The organism is Dietzia sp. B44, assembly GCF_014145245.1.
GTDB lineage: Bacteria > Actinomycetota > Actinomycetes > Mycobacteriales > Mycobacteriaceae > Dietzia > Dietzia natronolimnaea.
This window is the reverse complement of the sequence record NZ_JAALEF010000407.1, coordinates 4,617-5,513: the sequence shown is the minus strand read 5'-3', so window position 1 is coordinate 5,513 and position 897 is coordinate 4,617. Positions and strand designations below refer to the sequence as shown.

General features: G+C 67.6%; 1 protein-coding gene. It reads right to left on the bottom strand.

Annotated features, from left to right (window positions below):
• The coding region (locus G6017_RS13060) for an NDMA-dependent alcohol dehydrogenase (RefSeq protein ID WP_182639182.1) at positions 1 to 897 on the bottom strand (897 nt) is incomplete at both ends.

Below are 897 nucleotides of genomic sequence, written 5' to 3'. Positions count from 1 at the left end.
TTGCGCGGGCCGGTGCCACCGAAGATGGCGCCCTGCAGTGTCTTCTGCTGCATCGCCAGGTCCATGATTGACACCTGGGCGTCGACGGCCATCATGTCCCCCAGGCCCACCACGACACACCGGCGGCCCTTGCCCGTGAGGAGCAGACCGGGGAGCAGGTCTTTGCCCTCGACCACGCCCATCGTGAGGATGACCAGATCGGCCATCCGACCCCAGCTGATCTCTCCGACCAGTGCCATCGCCTCGTCCATGGAGCTGCAGGTGTGGGTGGCCCCGAACTCCTTGGCCTTCTCGCGCTTGAACTCGACCGGGTCGACGGCGACGATAGCGCGCGCACCCGCCGCCGCTGCACCCTGGACCGAGTTGATGCCGATCCCACCGACTCCCACGACCACCACGATGTCGCCCTCCTTGGCGCCGCCGATCTCCGTGGCCGAGCCCCAACCGGTGCACACCCCGCAGCCGAGAAGTGCGGCTTTGTCCAGCGGGATGTCCTTCTCGATCTTGATGACGGACGACTGGTGCACGGTGACGTGCGGGGCGAACGTCCCCAGGAGGCACATGGTGGCCACGTCCTCACCGTCGGCGGTGTGCACCCTGAAGCCGCCGTCGCTGATCGCACGCCCGGTGAGCAGTCCCGCGCCGTTGTCGCAGAGGTTCTGCAGGCCCTCTGAACACGGCGGGCAGGTACCGCAGGCGGGGATGAACGCCAGGACGACGTGGTCTCCCTCCTCTAGGCCGATCACACCCTCGCCGACCTTGGTGACGACCCCGGCACCCTCGTGACCGCCCATGATCGGGTAGGACTCGAACTGCAGGTCGCCGGTGAGCAGGTGCTCGTCCGAATGGCAGAGGCCCGATGCGGCCAACTTGACCTGGACCTCTCCCGCCTTGGGA